15 protein-coding genes and 1 pseudogene are annotated in these 15,195 nt (G+C 58.1%); 9 read left to right on the top strand and 7 right to left on the bottom strand.

All coding sequences use genetic code 11. The features are described 5' to 3' along the window. Positions 1-168: 168 nt before the first annotated feature. Entirely contained in the window at positions 169-480 is a 312-nt protein-coding gene (locus tag K9B32_RS21085) for a hypothetical protein (protein WP_224565677.1), read from the top strand. A 96-nt stretch (positions 481-576) separates the two neighbouring features. Here K9B32_RS21085 and K9B32_RS21080 read toward each other — a convergent pair whose 3' ends face one another. After that, positions 577-1,332, bottom strand: a complete 756-nt coding sequence (locus K9B32_RS21080; protein WP_224565675.1) for an endonuclease/exonuclease/phosphatase family protein — start codon at positions 1,330-1,332, stop codon at positions 577-579. Positions 1,333-1,398: 66 nt separating this feature from the next. On the opposite strand from K9B32_RS21080, the gene K9B32_RS21075 reads away from it, so the two are divergent. Continuing rightward, positions 1,399-2,370 carry a lysylphosphatidylglycerol synthase domain-containing protein gene (locus K9B32_RS21075; RefSeq protein ID WP_224565673.1) on the top strand — a complete coding sequence of 324 codons (972 nt, stop codon included), beginning with the start codon at positions 1,399-1,401 and terminating at the stop codon, positions 2,368-2,370. Here K9B32_RS21075 and K9B32_RS21070 read toward each other — a convergent pair. After that, a complete protein-coding gene (locus K9B32_RS21070) occupies positions 2,320-3,975 on the bottom strand; it encodes a phospholipase D-like domain-containing protein (RefSeq protein WP_224565671.1) in 1,656 nt (551 codons plus the stop codon). The genes K9B32_RS21075 and K9B32_RS21070 overlap by 51 nt on opposite strands. Before the next feature lie 167 nt (positions 3,976-4,142). On the opposite strand from K9B32_RS21070, the gene K9B32_RS21065 reads away from it, so the two are divergent. The 3 genes from K9B32_RS21065 (at position 4,143) to K9B32_RS21055 (ending at position 5,533) form a co-directional block, all read left to right on the top strand. After that, a complete protein-coding gene (locus tag K9B32_RS21065) occupies positions 4,143-4,754 on the top strand; it encodes a hypothetical protein (protein ID WP_224565669.1) in 612 nt (203 codons plus the stop codon). A 73-nt stretch (positions 4,755-4,827) separates the two neighbouring features. Next, complete coding sequence (locus K9B32_RS21060; RefSeq protein ID WP_224565667.1) at positions 4,828-4,989, top strand: DUF1328 domain-containing protein; 162 nt, start codon at positions 4,828-4,830, stop codon at positions 4,987-4,989. 121 nt (positions 4,990-5,110) lie between these two features. Then, positions 5,111-5,533: a hypothetical protein gene (locus K9B32_RS21055; RefSeq protein ID WP_224565666.1), complete on the top strand. Its 423-nt coding sequence runs from the start codon at positions 5,111-5,113 to the stop codon at positions 5,531-5,533. A 47-nt stretch (positions 5,534-5,580) separates the two neighbouring features. Here K9B32_RS21055 and K9B32_RS21050 read toward each other — a convergent pair whose 3' ends face one another. Together K9B32_RS21050 and K9B32_RS21045 are read right to left on the bottom strand one after the other, a co-directional pair. Beyond that, on the bottom strand, positions 5,581-6,027 hold the full coding sequence (locus K9B32_RS21050; RefSeq protein WP_224565664.1) for a hypothetical protein: 447 nt from the start codon (positions 6,025-6,027) through the stop codon (positions 5,581-5,583). A 30-nt stretch (positions 6,028-6,057) separates the two neighbouring features. Continuing rightward, positions 6,058-6,270, bottom strand: a complete 213-nt coding sequence (locus K9B32_RS21045) for a hypothetical protein (RefSeq protein WP_224565662.1) — start codon at positions 6,268-6,270, stop codon at positions 6,058-6,060. Positions 6,271-6,346: 76 nt separating this feature from the next. On the opposite strand from K9B32_RS21045, the pseudogene K9B32_RS21040 reads away from it, so the two are divergent. Beyond that, positions 6,347-6,505: pseudogene (locus K9B32_RS21040) on the top strand (IS6 family transposase); the annotation flags it as partial. 86 nt (positions 6,506-6,591) lie between these two features. Here K9B32_RS21040 and K9B32_RS21035 read toward each other — a convergent pair. Further along, positions 6,592-7,242 (bottom strand): GntR family transcriptional regulator, encoded by a 651-nt coding sequence (locus tag K9B32_RS21035; protein WP_224565660.1) that lies wholly within the window; start codon positions 7,240-7,242, stop codon positions 6,592-6,594. Positions 7,243-7,403: 161 nt separating this feature from the next. On the opposite strand from K9B32_RS21035, the gene K9B32_RS21030 reads away from it, so the two are divergent. The 3 genes from K9B32_RS21030 to K9B32_RS21020 all read left to right on the top strand — a co-directional run bounded on the left by K9B32_RS21030 (position 7,404) and on the right by K9B32_RS21020 (position 11,782). Then, on the top strand, positions 7,404-8,828 hold the full coding sequence (locus K9B32_RS21030; RefSeq protein ID WP_224565658.1) for a malonyl-CoA decarboxylase: 1,425 nt from the start codon (positions 7,404-7,406) through the stop codon (positions 8,826-8,828). Continuing rightward, complete coding sequence (locus K9B32_RS21025) at positions 8,825-10,339, top strand: malonate--CoA ligase (protein ID WP_224565656.1); 1,515 nt, start codon at positions 8,825-8,827, stop codon at positions 10,337-10,339. Before K9B32_RS21030 ends, K9B32_RS21025 begins: the two co-directional genes overlap by 4 nt. Positions 10,340-10,435: 96 nt before the next feature. Continuing rightward, positions 10,436-11,782 (top strand): SLC13 family permease, encoded by a 1,347-nt coding sequence (locus K9B32_RS21020; RefSeq protein WP_224565654.1) that lies wholly within the window; start codon positions 10,436-10,438, stop codon positions 11,780-11,782. A 459-nt stretch (positions 11,783-12,241) separates the two neighbouring features. Here the strand turns inward: K9B32_RS21020 and K9B32_RS21015 are convergent, their stop codons facing one another. Both K9B32_RS21015 and K9B32_RS21010 read right to left on the bottom strand, forming a co-directional pair. Next, positions 12,242-12,865: a response regulator transcription factor gene (locus K9B32_RS21015; protein ID WP_224565652.1), complete on the bottom strand. Its 624-nt coding sequence runs from the start codon at positions 12,863-12,865 to the stop codon at positions 12,242-12,244. Further along, a complete protein-coding gene (locus tag K9B32_RS21010; RefSeq protein WP_224565650.1) occupies positions 12,855-14,765 on the bottom strand; it encodes a PAS domain S-box protein in 1,911 nt (636 codons plus the stop codon). Before K9B32_RS21010 ends, K9B32_RS21015 begins: the two co-directional genes overlap by 11 nt. Positions 14,766-15,195: the final 430 nt, after the last annotated feature.

The following is a 15,195-nucleotide window of genomic DNA, read 5'->3' as shown; positions in this document are numbered from 1 at the left end:
AAAGTTCTGAAACGCGTCACTCAGGGGGTAGGCGAGGGTCGGGTTTTGCGGGCGCTCGGTCTGTCTTGTCGCACTGCTTTCATCTTACAGGTTGGCCAGTGAGGGCCGGTTGCCGTGAATCGATTTTTCCATCAGACCTTCATAAGCAGACCACAAGGAGGGCAGGAATTGTTCAGGGTGATTGCGGGCGGGCGTCAGATACAGAAAGAACAGGGTGTTGGAGGGCCGTCCAAGATTGTTCGGGAGGGTGAGAGGCGTCTTCGCATAGCAGGCATTGAGCGATACGAAGCGCGAGAGCGCATCGCCGGGTTCGCCATGCCTATGTCGCTCAAGCACTACAAGGTGCAGATTGAATACGCGATCGCCGTCTTGTCACAACTTGATCCGATTCCGCCCGATTACATGTCAGACGGCTACTGGCCCTCGTATGAGAATGCCGGCCGGCGACTTGAACCGGTCACCGAAAGTATGGTGGAATGAGCCACGCGAGTACTGATAATACTCGTCGGGTCTAATGTGCGGATCGCTTCGAAGCGCATTGCAGTTTCAAGCATTGATCCGTCCTGCGGGGCAGCCTCATCCGACGCGAAGGTTCACCAGCAGTGGCAGGTGATCTGAGGCTCGGCGTGCAAGTAGATCGAATACAATTGACGAAGACGTTACCCGGATTTCCCGCGATACGAAGACATGGTCGATACGCAACAGGGGATATCGGGAAGGAAATGTTGGTCGTGGCTTTGTCGCTGTCAACAACTGGGCATCTCGAAAGTGCGTTGACAGACGTTTGTAGGCGACCGACGAGGGCGTAGCGTTTAGATCCCCGCAGACGATTGACGGCAAGGCAGAAAACGCGGCATGTCCGATCCAGTCGTCGCCAAGCAGTGCTGCGACTTGCCGGGCGCGGTCGCGGTTGCGAAGCCCGAGGTGCGTGTTGAGCACATTGAGCGTTTCCCCGTGAATATCGACTTGCACCCAGATTGCGCCGCGTGTTTCGCCCATCGAGGGAAGGGATCCTGCCTTCACCAGACGCGTGGGCAGTGCTGTTAGAATGGCGTCACCATAGCGTTCTTCCTCGATATGCAGTGCCGGGTGAAAGTGCGCGTTCATTTTGAGCAGCATCGCAATAGTCGCCACCTGGTCGATACCGCCGGTTCTTTTTCGGCCAACGTCCAGCTCCTGAAGCGCAATGATGTCTGCCTGAGATCGAGCGATGACGTCCGCAATCCGGTTCGGGTCAATCTTGCGGTCCGTCCCGATACAGCTGTGAACATTATAGGTGAGGATCTTGATCTCGCGTTGGTCGCGCGGGGGGTAGGGGGGTGGTGTCGCCATTCAGCGGGAACCCGGCTGATCCTATTTCGTTCCCAAAGAGAACGGCATCAAACGAACGGATCCTCCATGTCGGCAAGGCGCGTCATTTTCAATTTTCTCCTCGTGTTCGGCCTGCTGCTGGCGGCCTACCTGCTCTACAGGGTCTTTAGCCGGTACACATTTGACGAGGTCCTGCAATCGGTTCGCCAGATTTCCAGCTGGCGTCTGGTTTCAGGCGTCGCTTTTTGTGCTCTTTCCTACCTTTGCCTCACGGGCTTTGATTGGATGGCTTTGCAATATGTTGGCCGGCCGCTGACCTATCCGAAAGCAGCGGTTGCCTCCTTCACCGCGCTTGCGATCGGACATAATCTGGGAGTGGCCGCCCTAAGTAGCGGCGCCGTTCGATATCGCTACTATACACGATGGGGGCTGAACGCCGAGGAGGTCGCCAAAGTCGTCTTGTTTTGCGGGGTGACCGTCATGCTCGGGCTGTCTGCACTCGGGAGTATTGTTTGTCTGATAAATCCGACCGATGTCAGCAAACTCTTGGGCGTGAATGCCGGCGATCCTCTCTGGATCGGTCTTGGCGTTCTATCGTTGCCGGTAACCTACGTCGTTCTTTCTGCAACGGTTCGCTCGCCATTGCAGCTCTGGAAATGGCGGTTCGCAATGCCAAACACCAGTCTTGCAATTGGACAGATCGTGATTGGTACCCTCAACTTCAGCTTCGTTGCAGCCTGTCTGCATCAGGTCCTTGCAAGCGAGGCGCCGGTCAGCTTCGTTCAAAGTGCAACTGCGTTCGTCCTCGCCAACGTGGCCATTCTTGTCGCTCACGTGCCCGGCGGACTTGGTGTGCTTGAGGCCACAGTCACCACCGTGCTGCCAGGCGCCGCGTCGATTGGCGGGCTCGTTGCGTTCCGCGTGATCTACTTTCTGCTGCCGCTGCTGTTGGGACTGCCCGTTTTCGCCATCAGCGAGTTGATAATCGGCAGCGGGAAGAAGACGCACCTAGATAAAGGCAGCAAAAAACCGCCCCAGCCTCAAGCGCAGCTTCTGTAGCGGCCAATACGGCCGCCGGGGATCGACAAGTGCGGACCACAGCAGGAGGCCTGTCTCGCCGCGATCAGGGTCAACCTCGAACTCTCTCAATCCACGCTCCCGGGTGTTCAGCGCAGCGATCGCTCCAAGCATTGATCGCGACCTCTCCACATCACAGACCTCCGCAGGACTGACGCCCAAGTGCTCCGCGATCAGGCGGTGACGAAGGGTCGTAATGGCCTCTTGATGAGCCGGGCAGTCGGCCTCGAGTGCGAGGTCGCACTCCGTATCCAGACCTTCTGAACGATTGTTAAGGTTTGAGGATCCCACGCGAACGAAGCGGTCGTCGATGATGATAAGCTTCGAATGAATAATGATTTCCTGCTCGCTGCCGTTGTCGTCAGACGTGACGGCATACATCACCTTCAGCCGATCGAAGCGATCGGCGCGCTTCAAACGCCCTATTAGTCGGTCGCGGTTATTGCCCATGGCAAACTTCTCTATCAGGCCGTGCGAGGTCTTTGTCACGATAACCGCCACCTCTGGCCCTTCAGGCTCCTTCAATCGCCTTGCAAGCGCCCGGCCGACGCCGGCGGACGCAAGATATTGAGTTTCGACATAGATATGCTGCTTGGCTGCGGCAATGGCATCGCGAGTAAGCCGACGCGCCTCATAGCGCCCACGCTTGCCAATCAGGCCAGGTTCGGTCAAGGCGATGGCAGCGGGAGCTTGAACCATGTCTGCAACCAAAGTTTGGCGGATGGTCATCGCGCCGATCTCGGAAGACACACTTTCGCCGGTTGTCCTGTGCCAGCGTCGTCTCGCCACGTCGCGGATCATCCGCGCTGCCTCACCCGAAACCAGACACTGTACATCGTGAACAGGCGGGTAAGGGGTACCGTCAGGCGAGAGCCTTAGAGGATTTGCAATTCGGTGGTCGGGTTCGTCCCATCGCCTGGCCGTCAGGTCGATCCCACCCATGAAGGCGACGCTTCCGTCGATCGAAACCAGCTTCTGGTGATGGCAAGCGCGCAGCGGATGCTTAAAATCGAACGTCAACGAAATTTGGGGATGTGCCGAGATGGCGCTTTGTCCAAAAAGCCGCAGTGACTTGCCCGAATAGATCGGGCCCATCCCCCAAACCAGAATCCTGACCCTTAGCTGAGGGAGTACATGCACCAGTGACAGGAGACGCTCGCCAAGTGTTTCGGTACTAACATCGGGTCTAAGGCGAATATCCGGGTTGAAATCCCAACCGATGATCCAGATCTCGCGCTGCGCTTGCTTCAGCGCTTCGTCGAGCGCAGAAAAGTATGCAGCGCCGTCGATCAGAAATGCGGCTTCGTCAGCGACGCCCGTGCGCCAGGCATTGCGCCCACGCCGGACAATATTTCGTGAAGGCTTGTGACGGACCAAACGCCTCAGCCCGGGGAAGACAAAGTGAAAGCCATCTGGAGTGGGGGCATTGCCTGCCGATCGATGCTCGTGCATTTGGCGCTGTTTTTCCTGTAGCTTCGTGGCGATTTCGATGTCTCGCGAAACGCGCGCGGCGAGCGGTCTGTTCCAGATCCGGCCAAAAAGATCGAGTGTTAGCTCGGTACGATCACAGCGGGTACGCCAGCCCATGTCCCAACACGTGCACCGTCCAACCCGCGTGAAGGCGGCGCCCCAACTTGTTGCGATGACGAGCAAGTGGTTGCTGGCTCGAAGATAGGGACGAAACGGCGCCATCTCGCCGAGATTGACGATGCCCTTTCCTCACCTGCGCCCGGCAACAAATGGATTGCTGTCAGTTGCCGGCTGACCGTTTTGACAGCGACGCCACGCTCATGCCGAAATTGCCTGTTGTTGGTATTTCGTGGACCAAAGGGCGCAATATGGAATTTATCAGTCGTTTCGTTGACCAGCCGATGCTTCAGGGGGCGTCGCGAGCACTCCAGATCTGGCATGAGAAAAGCCGGCGCGCCCCGGACGATCTCGGCCCTGCTTGGGATCTCATCGTGATTTCGTGCCTGATTGCCGCCAGTTGCTGGTTCCTCTCAGGAACGGAATGGTTGATTGCGGCAAGTACCTTGATGCTTCTGTCATTGCGCCCCGCATGGAAACTTCTGGCAGGGCCGAAGCGCGGTGAATACGACGCGTGCGCCTATCGCGCCAGGGCGGCCCTTGCAATCAGGAAGCGAGAAGCCGAGTGGTCGGTGCGGATGCTCGTGCTCCTGATTTCTGCGTTGCTGCCGATGCTTGCTCGAGCAGGCGATCAATCCGGAGAACTGTTCATCCTCGGCGCCGGTGTCTGGTTCGTTTTGACTATTCCCGTAAATGCATATCTGGCCGCCGCTGAACCGCCAAAGCCCAATGATGGCGACTTTGCATTCACCAGGAACCGGACGCTGGCCGCGGTCTGAGACACTACTGCCCTGCCTCGGAACCAATCGCCGCCCGCTCCGTTTTCCTCTCGTCAAAATGACGGAGGTTGAAATGCTTTACTACGCTCTTGTATTTTTGGTGGTCGCGTTGATTGCCGGTGTACTTGGCTTCGGCGGTATCGCTGGAGCTTCCGCTTCGATCGCCCAGATCTTGTTCTTCATCTTTCTGGTCCTTTTTATCGTCTCAATCGCAATGCGTGTGTTGAAGCGATGAAAAGTTCGTTGGTAAGCATCGCTCGGTGGCGGAAAATCCGCCGCCCTGTCCCTTCGCGCGAGGTTAGGGAGCAAAAGCCTTGAGCTCGGCGATGACGGGCGGGAAATTTGGAGAGATTGGCATGGATGCCGACGCTACTGGACGCCCGGGCGGGTTCGACACCGACGACGAATTGCAAGAGCATCTGGCTTTGCTGGAGGCAGATGCTGCAGCGGAGGATCGAAGGTCGCCTGACGCGCTATCGGGGCGAACTTTTGAGGACGTTTACGCGGACTTTTTAGCAGTCAGAGATGAAGTTGAGCATCTTCGTGCCAGGCTTTCCGTTGTGACGGAGCAAGCTGGGACGGTAATCCGTTCACGTGCCGAATGGGCGGATGCGAGCGCGCATGCGCAACTCGGTGATTACCCATGGCTGAAACTGGCGGGAGCCATGACCGGTACGTATGTCCTGGCAAGCCTCCTTCGCAAGATACCGCTCGGATCAGCATTCACCGCGGCCCTGCCGCTTGTGGCAGCAGCCATTCAGCGCCGGACCGAGGGTTAAGGGTCTCCTCGACATCGGTCCGGTTTTGCCGGACGGCCGCCGGAAGTTTAGGTCTGGGTTGATATGACAGTGTTCACCGAGACGTTGCCGACCAATACACCACGCTTCACGTCGGAACGTCCGCGCTCGAGTTCGACAACCGTATAGAGCTTGTCGTCTCGAAAGGCGCTTGCGTTCGATGTCGTGACATCCTCAGCTGGAGCGGCGTCAATCTCCATGAAGTCGAGTTCCCGGCTTGCTGCTACCACACGCGCATCGCCAGCGGTTCTGGCCGCAACAATGACAATGCCATGGTTTGTGGCATTGTCCCACCGCGGATCATCTGGGGCGGCGATCGGTTCGAGCCGATAGACATTCAAGGGCTCGTCCGGTGAGTACGCCTCGACTGCCGCAGCATCACGGATCTGTGCCTGACTCTCCGTCGAGCGACCAAAGGTCGTTCGGCTGGTTGCATTGTTGAGTTCGTCCTGGCCTGTTTTGACGACGTTCGACATAGCTCGTTCTCCCTAAACATGCGCCACTTGCTAACCTTGGTCGTTGTCTTGCTTCACTTCAGAAATGTCGTAGTTGAGGTTCCAGTCCTTGCCCTTCTTGCCGCCAGGGGGAGTTTTGTTCACGGTAGCATCCTGCGACCCGGTAACCACTGTGGGCTTGGCACTTTCAACGCTGGTGCTATCGCGCTTTGCTTGCGATGGTGCGAAGGCACCCTTCGCGTCTGTTGCGGTTTCCGATTTCATGATTTCCTCCATTCTCAGTATCGAACCGACGCGGCCCGACTTGGTTCCCTTCGCAGGGTGATGTCAGCTCGGGTGGGAGCGGATCATGCAGCGATTTCGCTCGCCGGGTTCGCTGCAACGTTTCGTCAGCGTGTTCTCCACGATCGGAAATCTCTTCGTCCCGCCTCACCCGAAACACTCAGCCATCGCCGTCCACATGCATCGCCTTACAGCGATCGCACATTGGAAGGCCATTGCGGCGTGGCCGCGTGATCCAAGCTCATCTGTCCATGGTGCTCCCGGCGAATTTAACCTGACATCACCGTTTCGTGAGTTTGGAAATTATTTGGCCGCCATGCTGGCGACCAGATCGCTGAACCTTTCGCCCTGAATGCCGACATGTCCGCGCAGCAGGCGGCGAGCCTCGTCTCCATCTCCGGCAAAGATCGCTTCGACGATAGCGCAATGTTCCGAGAAGGATGTCGAGAGGCGGTTGCGGACGCGCAGTTGGAGGCGGCGGTAGGGGCGCAGGCGCCGGTGCAACTGCGCGCATTGCTCCTGAAGGAAGTCGCTTCGGCTTGCTGCGTAGATCGCCTTATGGAATTCCTCGTTGTCATAATAATAGGCATCGCTGTCACCGGCGCCGGCCGATTGCTCGCAGCGACTGTGGGCGGCTGTGATCGCTGCTCGCGATAGCTCGTCCAGCCGCCGCGCGGCAAGCGAACCTGCCAACCCCTCCAGCTCGGCCATGACCTCGAACATCTCGTAGACGCGGTGGGGCCCCGGATCGATGACGACAGCACCTCGGCGCGGACGGATTTCTATCAGGCCAATGGCGTCAAGTTGCATCAGCGCCTCGCGCACCGGTGTGCGGGAGACTCCGAAACGCGTCGCAAGCACCATTTCGTCGAGCCGCTCACCGGGGGAGAACTCGTTGGAAAGAATTGAATTTTCAATTTCATCCCGAAGCCATCGGCCGACATTCTCGGACATTCGTCTCCCTTCCCATCATACATAAACGCAATTCTTGTATACACGATCATTGACCTCGTGTACGAAGACTGGCATTCTACATACTAACGGTGAAACCCGGCGATGGGAAGCAGCCGTCATTCGGCTACGCAACCGGAGCCATCCGAAGAGAGGAGATTGGCATGTCTGAGACTTCCTTCTTCACCGACATGCTGCAGAGCATTACGGATCGCGGACGCCAGCTGCTGTTTTCCGGCGCGCGCGCCACCCAGGCCGCAGCCAAGGCCGATCTCCAGACACTCTCTGAAATGCTGCTATCGAGCCGGGGCGAAGCCTCGGGCATGGCGCTTGCCGCCGAAATCCTCGATCGCTGGGGCGCGCTTGAGAGCGAGGGCGCGCAGGCATTCCTCGATATGCTGCATGAAAAGTTCGGGCCCGACACGACCAGGCTCGACCAGGCGATCGAAAACTACCGTACCGATAAGAGCTCTGCCGCGGTCATTGCCCTTCACCAGGCAGCCGAGCCGCGGCGACAGGAGCTCCTGCGCCGATTGAATCACGCGCCGAACGGCACTGCAAAACTCGTCCGGATGCGCCAGCAGCTGCTTGCTTCCAAAGACCAATCCGAAGGTTATCACGCGCTTGATGCCGACTTTACCCATCTGTTCGGCTCCTGGTTCAATCGTGGCTTCCTGACGCTGCGCCCGATCGACTGGACGACGCCGGCTTACATCCTTGAAAAGATCATCAAATACGAGGCCGTGCACGAGATCGCCGGCTGGGAGGAGTTGCGCCGTCGCTTGGCGCCGGCCGACCGTCGATGCTTTGCCTTCTTCCATCCCCGGCTGGCCGACGAGCCGCTGGTGTTCGTCGAGGTGGCGCTGACACGATCCGTGCCGAGCACGATCGGAGATGTGCTCGTCGAGGGGAGGGAGCAGATCAATGCCGACGAGGCGACGACGGCCGTCTTCTATTCGATCTCCAATTGCCAGGATGGCTTGCGCGGGATCTCGTTCGGCAACTTCCTGATCAAGCAGGTCGTGGAAGACCTGCGCAGAGACCTGCCCGGCCTGAAGAATTTCGTCACGCTGTCGCCCGTGCCGGGCTTTGCCCGTTGGCTTGCCAAGGCGCGCGACTCGGTCGCCGACCGGTTGCTGCCGGAAGCGGTCCGCCAAGCGCTGATGGCGCTGGACGATCCGAACTGGCCCGACAACGAGAAGACGGCGACCGAAGTAGAGCGCGTGTTGCTGCCTCTTGCGGCGCGCTATTTCCTGACGGAACGGACGCCGGAGGGCCGCCCCGTCGACCCTGTCGCCCGCTTTCATCTCGGCAACGGCGCTCGACTGGAAAGATTGAATTTTCTTGGCGACCGCTCGGCCAAGGCGATGCAGCAGGCACACGGCCTGATGGTCAACTATCTCTATAAGCTCGACGACATCGTGGCCAACCACGAGGCGCTGGCGCAGCGCGGCGAAGTGATTGCCTCGCCTGCCGTCAAAAGCCTGCTCAGCCAGAACGACGAAAGACGCCGAAGCGGCAACGGCCAGCAAGGCTCTCGGCCATTCGCGCAAATAGTGAACTCAACGCTTGGAGGAGGGCGAAAGTGAGCAACCAGCTTTTCGACGCCATGCGGGCGGTTGCGCCCGGTCACGCACCATTCATCCGCATCGATAGCACCCGCACATGGAGTTATGATGACGCCTTCGCTCTTTCCGGCCGCCTTGCCGGCGCGATGGACACGCTCGGCATTCGCCCCGGCGACCGGGTGGCGGTGCAAGTCGAAAAAAGTGCCGAGGCATTGATCCTCTATCTCGCCTGTCTTCGAACCGGCGCCGTCTACCTGCCGCTCAACACCGCCTATACGCTGGCCGAGCTCGATTACTTTATCGGCGATGCGCAGCCGCGCTTGGTGGTTGTGGCGCCGGCTGCTCGAGGCGGCGTGGAGACAATCGCCAAGTCCCACGGCGCGATCGTCGAAACGCTCGACGCCGATGGCAGCGGATCGTTGCTGGATCTCGCCCGCGATGAGCCGGCCGACTTTGTCGATGCCTCGCGCGCTGCCGACGATCTGGCGGCGATCCTCTACACCTCGGGGACGACGGGACGTTCCAAGGGAGCGATGCTCACCCATGGGAACCTGCTCTCGAACGCCCTGACCTTGCGAGATTATTGGCGCGTCACCGCCGGTGATCGGCTGATCCATGCCTTGCCGATCTTCCACACGCATGGGCTGTTCGTCGCCACGAACGTCACACTTCTTTCCGGCGCCTCGATGTTCCTGCTGTCGAAGTTCGATCCGGAGGAGATCCTGTCGCTGATGCCGCAGGCAACCATGCTGATGGGCGTGCCGACCTTCTACGTACGCCTCCTGCAAAGCCCGCGCCTCGACAGAGAGGCGGTCGCCAACATTCGCCTCTTCATTTCCGGTTCGGCTCCACTGCTTGCAGAAACACATACCGAGTTCCAGGCCCGCACCGGTCACGCCATCCTTGAGCGCTACGGCATGACGGAAACCAATATGAACACGTCGAACCCCTATGAAGGGAAACGGATTGCCGGAACGGTCGGTTTCCCGCTGCCGGGTGTGACGGTGCGCGTCACCGATCCCGCCACCGGCCTCGTGCTGGCTCCTGAAGAAACCGGCATGATCGAGATCAAGGGGCCGAACGTCTTCAAGGGTTACTGGCGCATGCCGGAAAAGACCGCGGCCGAGTTCACCGCCGATGGTTTCTTCATCAGTGGTGATCTCGGCAAGATCGACGGCGACGGCTATGTCCACATCGTCGGCCGCGGCAAGGATCTGGTGATTTCGGGTGGATACAACATCTATCCGAAAGAGGTCGAGGGCGAGATCGACCAGATCGAGGGTGTGGTTGAGAGTGCCGTGATCGGTGTGCCACATCCCGATTTCGGAGAAGGTGTGACCGCTATCGTCGTGCGCAAGCCGGGCGCTGTCCTCGATGAAAAGGCCATCGTCAGCGCCCTCCAGGACCGTCTTGCACGCTACAAACAACCCAAGCGCATCATCTTCGCCGAGGACTTGCCGCGCAACACGATGGGCAAGGTTCAGAAAAACATCCTGCGGCAGCAATACGCCGATCTTTATACCAGTACGTAAGGCGACCGCGCCCTCTGGGAGGAGGGTGCGCCGACATCCGGCATCAATCTTGAAAACAGCAACTACGACGCTGGAGGCGTCGGAGGGAGGGGAATCATGGGTATTGAACTACTGTCCATAGGCCTGCTGGTCGCTATGTTCATCATTGCGACGATCCAGCCAATCAACATGGGTGCGCTCGCCTTTGCCGGCGCCTTCGTGCTCGGCTCGATGATCATCGGCATGAAAACCAACGATATATTTGCCGGCTTTCCGAGTGATCTATTCCTGACGCTGGTCGCCGTCACTTATCTCTTCGCCATAGCGCAGATCAACGGCACGATCGACTGGCTCGTCGAATGTGCCGTCCGCCTGGTGCGCGGGCGGATCGCCTTGATCCCCTGGGTGATGTTTCTCGTTGCCGCCGTCATTACCGGTTTCGGTGCTCTTGGGCCTGCTGCGGTCGCCATTCTCGCACCCGTCGCGTTGAGCTTTGCCGTGCAGTACCGCATTCACCCGGTCATGATGGGCCTGATGGTGATCCACGGCGCGCAGGCAGGCGGATTTTCACCGATCAGTGTTTATGGCGGAATCACCAACCAGATCGTTGCGAAGGCCGGCCTGCCTTTCGCTCCTACCTCACTGTTTCTCTCCAGCTTCTTCTTCAACCTGGCGATCGCAGTGCTGGTGTTCTTCGCTTTCGGCGGCGCGAGGGTGATGAAGCAAAAATTCACATCACTTGGTCCCTTGCCCGAACTCCATCCCGAGGGCGTATCGGCGTCGATCAGAGGTCACGGCGGCACGCCGGCAAAACCGATCAGGGAGCATGTCTATGGAACGGCGGCTGATACCGCGGCGACGTTGCGCCTGAATAACGAGAGAATTACCACCTTGATCGGTCTGACGGCGCTCGGCATCGGCGCCTTGGTTTTCAAGTTCAACGTCGGCCTCGTCGCAATGACCGTCGCCGTCGTCCTCGCGCTCTTGTCACCGAAGACCCAGAAGGCAGCGATCGACAAGGTTAGCTGGTCGACCGTGCTGCTGATCGCCGGCATTATTACCTATGTCGGCGTCATGGAGAAGGCCGGGACGGTCGACTATGTGGCGAATGGCATATCCAGTCTCGGTATGCCGCTGCTGGTGGCGCTCCTGCTTTGCTTTACAGGTGCCATCGTCTCGGCCTTTGCATCCTCCACCGCGCTGCTTGGCGCGATTATCCCGCTCGCCGTTCCGTTTCTCCTACAAGGGCACATCAGCGCCATCGGTGTGGTTGCGGCAATCGCGATCTCGACGACGATTGTCGATACCAGCCCATTTTCCACCAACGGCGCGCTTGTCGTCGCCAATGCGCCGGACGACAAGCGCGAGCAGGTGCTACGACAGTTGCTGATCTACAGCGCCCTGATTGCGATCATCGGCCCGATCGTCGCCTGGTTGGTGTTCGTCGTGCCTGGGCTGGTCTGACGGCGGGCTGCTAATCACCAGCGCTACGGCGCCGGAATGGGAGGGTATTTCTACCGGCCGACCATACTCGATAGCAACAGCGTGCGTTCGCCTCGATGGACAAGGTGTTCTTCGGCCCGGTGCTTTCAAGGCGAGGGGATAGGAGTCGATATCCAAGACTGGGCGGTATGTTGCCGACGTCCGATCGTCTCTATTGAAGCTCGCCTTGCCGCCATTGATCTGAACTGCAGGCAACCGACAAAGCGGGTTTCGCCAAGGCGGGCGCAAATGGCGTTTTTGGGACCGGTAGCGGACTGGCAGCTCCCGGTGTCGTTCACTCAGTAGAAGACGCTCAAATCGAAGCGCGAAGTTTTCAGGTCCGGATTGTGGCACAAAGGTACCGGCTCAATTGCCATCTGTCGATGTAGGAACCTCAGCTCTTGCAAGGGATAGAACCCCGTTTTCTCCAAATAGCTGCCTTCAGTCCTCCAGAATGCCCGCGATCCTAACCAAATCTGCAACTGACGATGCGTGCATTTTCCGCATCATGTGGCCGCGGTGAAGCTTTACGGTGGCCTCGGCGAGCTGAACCTCAGCCGCAATCTGCTTGTTCAGTTTCCCGGCGACGACCAATGCCATGATCTGCCGCTCACGCTCGGTAAGCTTGGAATACCTCAAGCGCAACCCAGCCATTTGGTTTGCCTCTTTGCGTCGAGCATCATCATCCGCCAAAGCGCGGTTTACCGCCTCCAGTAAGTCCTGTTCGCGCACGGGCTTTGTCAGGACATCAATAGCTCCGGCTTTCATTGCGCGGACCGCCATCGCGACATCGACATGGGCGCTGATCAGCACCACCGACCTTGGATGTCGGCTTTTCGCCAGAGCTTCTTGAAACTCCAGGCCGCTCTGGCCTGGCAGGCGAATATCCAGAACAATACAACCTGCCCGGTCGGGATCATCCGCAGAAAGGAACTCCGGCACCGAGCCATGGGTTTCAGTGGCAAGCCCTACGGATTCGAACAATCCCCTCAAAGCTTCGCGGACGCTTTCGTCGTCATCTATGATGATGACGGTCGGCGGGCCTCTTTTGCGATCATCGATCATGGTCGGCTGTGACCTCCGCCATGGGCAATGTAAACGTAAACACCGTACCAACCCGACTGTCTGCCGCCGAAGCCCAAATCCGGCCGCCATGGGCTTCAATAATGGAGCGGCATATGGAAAGTCCCATCCCGATACCGTCGGCCTTCGTGCTGTAAAATGCTTCGAACACTCGGTCCAACTCGTCGGGAGGAACACCGCGCCCCGAGTCCGAGACACTCACTCTCACGAATTGCTGCTCGTCCTGGGTGCATCTGATCCTGATACGTCTTTCGCTTGAAGCAGCGGCCATCGCTTCGGCGCTGTTCATGACCAAGTTTAGAACCACCTGTTGCAGCTGAGTTCGATCTCCAATGACCTCCAGAGACCATTTCGGAAGATCGAGATCGAGTTCGATCTTTCGGTGACGAAGTTCCCCTCGCAAAAGATCCAGCACATCACGCAAGGCGCCCTTCAAGTCAGTTTTCTCCATCCGGGCTGGTGATTTCTGAGCCAGTGCTCTGATACTCGCGATGATGTCGCCGGCGCGATGACCATCGTTGACGATCCTCTCCGCCGCGAGCCGGGCCTGTTCGATATCGGTATGTCCCGGTTGCAGCCAGCGCAGACATGTACCGGCGTTCGTGACGATTGCCATCAGCGGCTGGTTGACTTCATGGGCAATCGAAACGGCAAGTTCACCTGTGGCCGTCATCCGGGTCACATGCGCGAGGTCACTCTGGCTTTGCCGCAAGGACTCTTCCGCTCGTTTACGATCCTCGATATCCACGACGACGCCGTACCATCTCACAACATTTCCATCTGAATCCAGAAGGGGGCTTTGTCGAAGGTTAAACCACCGATATTCGCCATCGGCGCGTCTGATACGGGCGTCTACCGGGCGGCTTTTTTTTGAGGCTACGATATCGTCCCAGGCCATGCGCATCAGCTCGACATCATCAGGATGAAACATGCGATAAAAACCGAAGCCGACGATCTCTTCAAAAGGTAGACCGACATAATCAATCAAGTTTCGATTAAAATATTCAAGCCGGCCATCCGAGGTGCAGGACCAAGCCATGGCGGGTATCGTGTTGATGATAAGACTGAGCTTGTGTTCACTTTCCCTGAGCGCAGCTTCGCTTTCCCGAAGAGCATTCTCCGCACGTTGCAGGTCTTCGATATCGATGTTGACACCGAACCAACGAACGACGCCGTTGGCATCGACTAGCTTTCGCCCTGAGAAGTAAAACCAACGGTATTTGCCGTCTGCTCCGCGAATGCGTCCTTTCAAAACAGTGTGGTCGGAATGCTCAAGGTCTCTCTTCCAGATATCCACCATACCGGGAATATCGTCTGGGTGATAAAGCTCCAGGAAGCCCCAGTCGAGAATTTGGTCAGCAGGACGGCCTGCATAGTCCAGCCAGCTTTTATTGACAAAATCGGCGCTGCCATCCGGTCGCGCTGACCATACGAGAACAGGCAGCGAATTGATGATAAGGCTAAGGTTCTGCTCGCTGGCCGCAAGTGCAGTCTTCGTTTCCTTCAATGCGTTTTCGGCCTGTTTGCGGTCTTCGATATCGAGGACCACACCATACCATCTCAAGACATTTCCTTCGGCATCGAGCCGCGGCTTCTGCCGCAGCGTGCACCAACGATATTGGCCATCTGCGCGCCTGAGCCTGCCCACGACCTCTCTGGCATGCTTCGAGGCCATGATGTCATGCCATTCCGAAGCAAGATGTGACGTGTCGTCAGGATGAAATAGCTTATAGAATCCCACTCCGGAGATTTCCTCAAGCGGCGCCCCGATAAACTCGAGAAAGTGCTGGTTGGCAAAATCGAGCATGCCTTCCGACGTTGCGGACCACACCATGGCGGGGATCAGATCAATAATGGGATCGGTTTCCGGCTCTGGTTCCACCGTGCTCTCCGTTCAGAGTTTGAGACGTTCCAGAGCCTAGAAGTTCCGACTCAATGTCAGGAAATAGAGAAGGGTGGCCGATCGTCCGCCGGAAATAGTTACGGGATTTCCAGGCGTTGCGTAAGGACAATTCGATATACGAAGGTCTATGGTTGCAATGCCATCGTCTAGTTGCACGTGACCTAGATCGCAATTGAGAGCGATCAGAAACCCGCTTACTCCTACACATAGAGGCCCTTGATGAATGGCGACGTCGGCTGATCCGTCGTCGCCTTCACATCGAACGTGCATTGAAATTCTACATCACTGCCATTTCCTGACCTGAGGCAACAGCTTCCGGTGACGTTGTTTGTCGCGACGGCGTTTGCTCGGCCTGAACGGCCCAAAGCAGCCCTCACTCGAAACCAATTTCGTTTCATCTCGACTTATG

The organism is Rhizobium sp. 3T7, from assembly GCF_020166565.1.
Classification (GTDB): Bacteria; Pseudomonadota; Alphaproteobacteria; order Rhizobiales; family Rhizobiaceae; genus Rhizobium.
The sequence above is the reverse complement of the archived record's forward strand: the minus strand, read 5'-3'. Positions and strand labels throughout refer to the sequence as shown.

What these genes read in the sequence shown, in the direction of transcription:
- K9B32_RS21080 (WP_224565675.1), bottom strand. Translation starts at nt 1,332, where the DNA reads ATGGCGACACCACCCCCCTACCCCCCGCGCGACCAACGCGAGATCAAG.
- K9B32_RS21075 (WP_224565673.1), top strand. Translation starts at nt 1,399, where the DNA reads ATGTCGGCAAGGCGCGTCATTTTCAATTTTCTCCTCGTGTTCGGCCTG.
- K9B32_RS21070 (WP_224565671.1), bottom strand. Translation starts at nt 3,975, where the DNA reads ATGGGCTGGCGTACCCGCTGTGATCGTACCGAGCTAACACTCGATCTT.
- K9B32_RS21060 (WP_224565667.1), top strand. Translation starts at nt 4,828, where the DNA reads ATGCTTTACTACGCTCTTGTATTTTTGGTGGTCGCGTTGATTGCCGGT.
- K9B32_RS21055 (WP_224565666.1), top strand. Translation starts at nt 5,111, where the DNA reads ATGGATGCCGACGCTACTGGACGCCCGGGCGGGTTCGACACCGACGAC.
- K9B32_RS21050 (WP_224565664.1), bottom strand. Translation starts at nt 6,027, where the DNA reads ATGTCGAACGTCGTCAAAACAGGCCAGGACGAACTCAACAATGCAACC.
- K9B32_RS21045 (WP_224565662.1), bottom strand. Translation starts at nt 6,270, where the DNA reads ATGAAATCGGAAACCGCAACAGACGCGAAGGGTGCCTTCGCACCATCG.
- K9B32_RS21035 (WP_224565660.1), bottom strand. Translation starts at nt 7,242, where the DNA reads ATGTCCGAGAATGTCGGCCGATGGCTTCGGGATGAAATTGAAAATTCA.
- K9B32_RS21030 (WP_224565658.1), top strand. Translation starts at nt 7,404, where the DNA reads ATGTCTGAGACTTCCTTCTTCACCGACATGCTGCAGAGCATTACGGAT.
- K9B32_RS21020 (WP_224565654.1), top strand. Translation starts at nt 10,436, where the DNA reads ATGGGTATTGAACTACTGTCCATAGGCCTGCTGGTCGCTATGTTCATC.
- K9B32_RS21015 (WP_224565652.1), bottom strand. Translation starts at nt 12,865, where the DNA reads ATGATCGATGATCGCAAAAGAGGCCCGCCGACCGTCATCATCATAGAT.